This window comes from bacterium (assembly GCA_035691305.1).
Classification (GTDB): domain Bacteria; phylum Sysuimicrobiota; class Sysuimicrobiia; order Sysuimicrobiales; family Segetimicrobiaceae; genus DASSJF01.
Genome location: DASSJF010000036.1, coordinates 44,094 through 50,191, shown reverse-complemented (window position 1 = coordinate 50,191; position 6,098 = coordinate 44,094). Strand labels below are relative to the sequence as shown.

At 68.5% G+C, this 6,098-nt stretch carries 9 protein-coding genes; 3 read left to right on the top strand and 6 right to left on the bottom strand.

The window, feature by feature from the left end; genetic code table 11:
- On the top strand, positions 1–834 hold an 834-nt coding region (locus VFL28_06690; protein ID HET7264339.1), incomplete at its 5' end, for an ABC transporter permease.
- Between the two features lie 9 nt (positions 835–843).
- On the opposite strand, the gene VFL28_06685 is transcribed toward VFL28_06690, so the two are convergent.
- Together VFL28_06685 and VFL28_06680 are read right to left on the bottom strand one after the other, a co-directional pair.
- Positions 844–1,122: a hypothetical protein gene (locus VFL28_06685; protein HET7264338.1), complete on the bottom strand. Its 279-nt coding sequence runs from the start codon at positions 1,120–1,122 to the stop codon at positions 844–846.
- 175 nt (positions 1,123–1,297) lie between these two features.
- Positions 1,298–1,846, bottom strand: coding sequence for an SRPBCC domain-containing protein (locus VFL28_06680; protein HET7264337.1), 549 nt, complete (start codon positions 1,844–1,846; stop codon positions 1,298–1,300).
- 277 nt (positions 1,847–2,123) lie between these two features.
- Here VFL28_06680 and VFL28_06675 point away from each other — a divergent pair, with 277 nt between their 5' ends.
- On the top strand, positions 2,124–2,753 hold the full coding sequence (locus VFL28_06675; GenBank protein HET7264336.1) for a hypothetical protein: 630 nt from the start codon (positions 2,124–2,126) through the stop codon (positions 2,751–2,753).
- 24 nt (positions 2,754–2,777) lie between these two features.
- On the opposite strand, the gene VFL28_06670 is transcribed toward VFL28_06675, so the two are convergent.
- Genes VFL28_06670 through VFL28_06660 form a run of 3 tightly spaced genes read right to left on the bottom strand, consistent with a single transcriptional unit; the run spans position 2,778 to position 4,774 of the window.
- Entirely contained in the window at positions 2,778–3,206 is a 429-nt protein-coding gene (locus VFL28_06670; protein ID HET7264335.1) for a Rieske 2Fe-2S domain-containing protein, read from the bottom strand.
- Between the two features lie 4 nt (positions 3,207–3,210).
- A complete protein-coding gene (locus VFL28_06665) occupies positions 3,211–3,528 on the bottom strand; it encodes a hypothetical protein (protein ID HET7264334.1) in 318 nt (105 codons plus the stop codon).
- The gene (locus VFL28_06660) at positions 3,521–4,774 is read right to left on the bottom strand and encodes an amidohydrolase family protein (GenBank protein ID HET7264333.1); all 1,254 of its coding nucleotides are present in this window, start codon (positions 4,772–4,774) and stop codon (positions 3,521–3,523) included. Before VFL28_06660 ends, VFL28_06665 begins: the two co-directional genes overlap by 8 nt.
- A gap of 165 nt (positions 4,775–4,939) precedes the next feature.
- On the opposite strand from VFL28_06660, the gene VFL28_06655 reads away from it, so the two are divergent.
- Complete coding sequence (locus VFL28_06655; protein HET7264332.1) at positions 4,940–5,140, top strand: tautomerase family protein; 201 nt, start codon at positions 4,940–4,942, stop codon at positions 5,138–5,140.
- 6 nt (positions 5,141–5,146) lie between these two features.
- Here the strand turns inward: VFL28_06655 and VFL28_06650 are convergent, their stop codons facing one another.
- Positions 5,147–6,055, bottom strand: a complete 909-nt coding sequence (locus tag VFL28_06650; GenBank protein ID HET7264331.1) for a dihydrodipicolinate synthase family protein — start codon at positions 6,053–6,055, stop codon at positions 5,147–5,149.
- Positions 6,056–6,098 lie beyond the last annotated feature (43 nt).

The window sequence follows — 6,098 nt, the reverse complement described above, 5'->3', positions numbered from 1 at the left end:
CCGGCGTGGATGCCGCCGCGCCCCCTCGTCCGGTCACCCCTCGCTATCGCGGCGCTCGTGGTCGTGGGGGCGTGGCTCACCGTGGCGACGGCCGCGCCGCTCATCGCCCCCTCCCCGCCGCTCGCCCAGGACATCGCCGGCCGCCTCGCCGCGCCCGGTCCCGCGCACTGGCTCGGCACCGATCCGCTCGGCCGGGATATCCTGAGCCGCGTGCTGTACGGGGCGCGGATCTCGATCCCCGTGGGCGTCGCCGCGGTCGCGCTCGCGGTCCTGCTCGGCACGCTGGTGGGGAGCGCGGCCGGATACGGCGGCGGCGCCGCGGACGAGGCGATCATGCGCTTCACGGACCTCATGCTGGCGTTTCCCACGGTCATCCTGGCGATGATCATCTCCGCCGCGCTCGGGGCGGGCATTCGCAACGCGGTGATCGCGATCATGGTGGCGTGGTGGCCGTCGTACGCGCGGTTTGCGCGAGGGCTCGTGCTCGCCGCGCGGGATCGCGAATATGTGGAGGCGGCCCGGGCGGTGGGGGCCTCCCCGCTGCGCGTCTTCGGCCGCCACATCCTGGTCAACATCGTATCGCCGATCGTGATTCTCGGTACGCTCGACATCGGGCACGCGATCCTGACGTTCGCGTCGCTGAGCTTCCTGGGCCTCGGCCCGCCGCCGCAGATTCCCGAATGGGGATCAATGATCGCGTCGGGGCGCGACTATCTCGTGCAGTGGTGGATTTCGACGTTTCCGGGACTGGCGATCCTGACGCTGGTGCTCGCGCTGAACGTGGTGGGCGACGGTCTGCGGGATGCGCTCGATCCCAGACTGCGCCGTCTCTGACGCTCCGCGTCAGAAGTTGATCGTGGCAGACGTGACAGGCAGCGACTTGCTCACCAGCACGTTGTATAGGCCGACCGCGACCTCCACCGCCAGGCCGGCCGGCGTCGCGGCGAGTTTTGCGATCGACCGCGCAGCATGCTCCGCCCAGGTCGCGGCCGGATGCGCTTCCGTCTGGGCGTTGACGTCGAAGACCGGGTACGAGGGATCGTCGTTCGTATAGACCGTCGTCGCCCCGACCGGCCTCACCGTCAGAACCACCAGTACGATCACACTCAGCAGCGCCACCATAGCCCCACGTCCAGTTCCGCCCGGTCGCGTTGGCTTCGATGCCGTTTGCCGTATGAAGGTGTCCTACAGAATGGCGTTCAGATTATTCCATCATTGCGGCTCGTTCCAACATCTTTCGGAAAACTTGTTTGAGCGGCACACGGCGGAACGGCGGGCGGTGGCCGGCGTAGGGAGGCTAGCGGTGCGGGACGACCGGGGTGGAGGAGGACGGTACGTAATCCAACAGTTCGGCGCGGTCCCGGAGGGCTTTGGTCATCACCTTCAACCCCGTCGCGGCGTCGCCCGTCACGCCGGACGCGAGCGGCAGAGCGATGCCGCGGAACCGCTCGACGGCCGTCAGGCGTACCCGGTGCGGTTCGAGCTCGGTGATGTCAAAGGTCACCACGCGCTCGAGCGCCCCCAGAGGGATCTTCCCGCCCCAGCTGATTTCTTGGTTCGGTTTGGCCACGAGCACGGTAGGGTGAAAGTGGATGACGGTGCCCCCCCGGAGGGTCAGATTAAGCTGGTGGCCGGCGATGGGGTCGCCCGAGGCCGGATAGATGTAGGGGTTCCAGATATCGTACGCGGGGAAGTTGGTCAGGATCCGCCAGACGGTGTCGGCCGATGCCTTGATCTCGACCTCGACCTTGATTTCCTTGTGGGTGCTGAGGTCCGGAATGCCGGAAAGCGGGGGGACCTGCGCCAGTGTCAGGACGAGAAACGAGATCAGACCGGTCGCGAACATGAAAGCCCCCCGCGATACCGGGCGCGCCGCCTGCCCGTGGCGCAGGCCGGCCCGCGGGAGTCCACCGTCGCGCCCGCGGCCAGTGGTTCCATCATAGCCCAAGAACGGGCCGGGCGGCAGGCGGGTTCCGCGGCAGCCGCTCCCCCGGGTACGGCCTCGCGGCCGGGAACCCCGGGCGCGGCGGACCACGTTATTATGTAGGCGGCGGGTCAGTTTGGGGCATGAATCGGTGTAGCATGGATTCCTGGAGTCCGTGGCGTGGAGAGGGGGCTCTCGCATGCGATCGCTCGTAATGGCAGTCGCAGTCGTGACCTTGACCGCCGTTCTCGGGCCGGGCGCACCGGCGGCGTTGGCGGAAGACGTGCCGACGGGGCAAGGCTGGTGCGATCCCGCTACCCCGTTCGCTCCTGGAGTCGGGCTCGGTCCCGTCCGGATCGGGACGCCGCTCGACGCCGTCCAGCGCTGGTACGGCCGACCACGCTCGATGGAGAACCGGACCCTGCAGGGTCACCGGTGGACCCACGCCCGGTTCACCAACCTCGACGTGATGGCGCGGGACAACACCATTGTCGCGCTCAACGTGCTGCAGAGCTGGCCCGTGTCGGTGCCGCCGCACTGCGCCGCCCAGGCCGCACGCCCGTTTAACGTTCCGGTCCGCTATGTGCAACAGACCTGGGGGCCGCCGGTCCAGAGCGCCGTCCTGAACGGCCTGCAGTACTGGCTGTACGATCGACTCGGGCTGCTGCTTACCGTTCCCGTGGGCGGGACGTACGTACAGGGGCTCACGGTTTATCAGCCAAACGACTTCTGTTATTGGGCGCCGGTGTACGTGTCCTTCGGCGGTTTCACCATCAACGCGGGCAACGCACTGCATTGCGAGAGGTCGGCGGGAGACCGGGAGCGCTGACGGGCCGCCGAGCCGGCTCGCCAGTTAGTCCGGGGGACGCCCGGGAGACGCCGGCCGGGCGCGGGCGATCCGCTCGCGCGTGCGCTCCGGCACGGTCACGACGAGATCGCCGTCGACGACGTCGATCTTGACGGGACGCAGCCGGAAGTGCGAATTGCCCTGGTGGCGGCCCGTCTCGACGTCGAACTCGTAGCCGTGCCAGGGGCAGGCGACGTTCGTCCGGTCTTTTGAGAACGCCAGCCCGAGGCTCGTCTTGTCCTCCGCGATGACTTCCTGGACCCGGGCGATGATCTTGCCCTGACAGACCGGCCCGCCCAGGTGGGGGCAGACGTTCTCGAACGCCGTGAACCGGCCGTTGACGCGGAACACGCCGATCTCCGCGTCGTCGACGGCGACGACTTGGCGACCGGACTCCGGAAACTCCGATACTCTCCCGATCACCACTTCCCGCATTGGATCACCTCGGCCGCCGATACCACATCGCGAGGTCGAACAGGCTGACGTCCACCGCGCGGAGCATCTCGCTCACGACCACGACGACCTCGGTGGGGGTCACCCGATCCGAGGCGACCGGGGGAGCGGGCGTTTCCTCCGACTCCGTCTTCGCCGCGTAGAGCTTTATCGCCGCGCTCATCGCCCGTTCGATGTCGGCGGAGGCGACGTCCGCGCCGGCCGCGAGCGCCCGTTCCGCCGCGGCCGCGAACGCGCCCGCCGCCGCGGCGAAGTCCGCCGCGCCATCCGCCGGGGCGGCCGCTTCGCCCATCCCGCTACTCACCGTTCTGCCGGCGGGCGGCGAGCACGTCGCGCGCCTTCGGACGGGTCCGCTTTACTTCGAGATTGAACACGCGGGCCGCGTTGAGCCCGAGGATGTTGCGCTTCGCCTGCTCGCCGAGGAACGGGATCGTGGTGAGCGCGGTCGGCGGGTCGAAGTCCCAGTGCGGCCAGTCGGACGCGTAGAGCAGCTGCGTCTCCGCGTTGACCGCCTCGAACGTCGCCTGCAGCAGCTTCATGTTGGTCTTCTCGAGCGGCTGCGTCGTGAAGTACATCTCCCGGATGTACTCGCTCGGCGGCCGCCGCAGCGCCGGCGCTTCGCAGACCCGCATGTGGAACTCGTGGTCGAGCCGCTGCATGATGAACGGCACCCAGGCGAGGCCGCTCTCGACCCACACCAGCTTGAGGCCCGGGAACCGCTCCGGCAGGCCGTTGATGACCCAGTTGGTCAGGTGGATCAGGCTGTAGTGGACGAACGAAATGCTGTGCATCGAGATGAACCGGTTGAGCTGCGCGAACGACGGGTCGCCCCAGTGATAGCCCGAGTGGAAGGCGAGGGGCTTGCCGCTCTTCTCGATCAGCGCGTAGAGCTTCATATAAGAGTCGTGGTGCACGGGCTTGTTCCGAGTGGCGCAGACCGTATAGCCGATCACCCCGGGCGCGTCGCCGAAGTCGTTGATCACGTCGACGCAGGCCTGCGGCGTGTTGAACGGCAGGTAGAGGAGGCCCTTGATTCGCTCGTCCTCGGGGAGGATCCGCTCGATCAGCCAGCGGTTGTAGGCACGGCCGATCGCCACCTCCAGGTCTTCCTGGGGATGCATCCCGAGGACCAGCATCGGCGTCGGGAAGACGACCTGGTAGTCGAGGCCCATCGAGTCCATCGCGCGGCGCACGAGCTGCGTGAAATGATGGCCGCCGTTGCCCTCGACGGTCTCCGCCAGCGCCAGCTGGTGCGGGATCCGGCCGTAGACGTTCTGGAACATGATGCCGGGCATCTGATTGAGGAGCGCCAGCGACTGGCCGGGCCGCTGCATCATGCCCTCGCCCATTTGTCTGATCACGTCGTTTTCGATCAGGCTGATGATCTCCGGCCAGAAATACGTCTCCGTGACGTGGGCGTCGATGTCCACGAGGAAGTAGTCCTCGAGCGCCTCCGCCTGGATCGCGGCGTGCGCGAGGACGTCGCGCGTGTCGGTCTTGATCGTGATCTCGCGGAGTTCCTGGACTTTTTCTTCGGGTCGCTTGAGCATCGGAGACCGGCCTCCGCCATGGGTGACGTGACGGTGCGGGGTTCGCCGCGAGCCCGGCGCAACCTCCGTGGAGGGGACAGGCGTGCGCCTGCCACGCGTGGTATCTGTCGTTGCAGGGCGCCCGCAGCCCGGGCCGCCCGATCCCCGCGCTAGAGGAGGCGCCGTATGCCGTTTGTCCGCGTGACCCTGTTCGAAGGCCGCTCGCTCGAGAAGAAGCGTCGAATCGCCGAGGCCATCACCGAGGCGCTCATCACCATCGGCGGAACGACGCGGGAGGCGTGCGACGTGGTCTTCGAAGACGTCAAGAAGGAGGACTGGATCAAAGGGGGTGCGCCGGAGTTCTCGGTGAGTGCCGCCAAACGGTAGCGCGTCTCAGCTCCCGGCGCCCGCGAGCGCTACACGGATTTCTTCGACCGCCGCGCCGGAGAGCGGACGCTGCGGCGCGATGGGGTCGCCCGCGTCCAGCCCTTGGAGCCGCAGCCCCGCTTTCACGCACGCGGCGAGGCCGTGCCGCTGGAAGACCTCGTTGACCGGCCACAGCCGCCGCTGCAGGCGCTCCGCGTCCTCCCACCGCCCGTTCCGGGCGAGGTCGTAGAGCCGGACGCACGCTTCCGGCACCAGACAGGCGGGACCCGCCATCCACCCGACGCCGCCGAGGCGAAACACCAGCAGCGGCACGTGCGCGGACGCGCTGAAGACGCCGATCCGGCCCTCCGTCCGGTTCAGGATCGTCAGGATCCGCCCCGTCTCTCCGGAGGCGTCTTTGACGTAGCGGATGTTCGGGGTCCGCGACAGTGCGACGACCTGATCCGGGGTGAGGTCGAACCCCAAGAGGCGCGGATTGGTGTAGATACAGATCGGACAGGCTGCCGCCTCCGCCACCGTCTCGAAGAACGACATCACGCTCTCGCGTGCCAGCGCGAAATAGGTCTGCAGAATCAGGATCACGCCGTCCGCGCCCGCGCCGCGGACGAGCCGGATCTGCTCCACCGCGTCGTGGGTGCTGTAGGCGGCGACGCCCGGTACGACCGGCACCCGGCCGCGCGCGGCTTCCGCCACGGCGCGCACCACCTCCACGCGCTGCGCGGTCGTGAGGTACGGAAACTCTCCCGTGCTGCCGAGCGGGCTGAGACCGTGCACGCCGCGGGCGATGAGGTGCTCGGTGAGGCGCGCGAGCACCCCGGTGCGCACCCGCCCGCCCGGATCCACCGGCGAGACGAGGTAGGGGAAAATACCGTGCCACCCGGGCGATCCGGATTCCGCGCGCGCGTCGGCCGGCATGCGGGGACGTTCGTCCCGGGTGTGCCCGGCGCCCTGCAGGAAG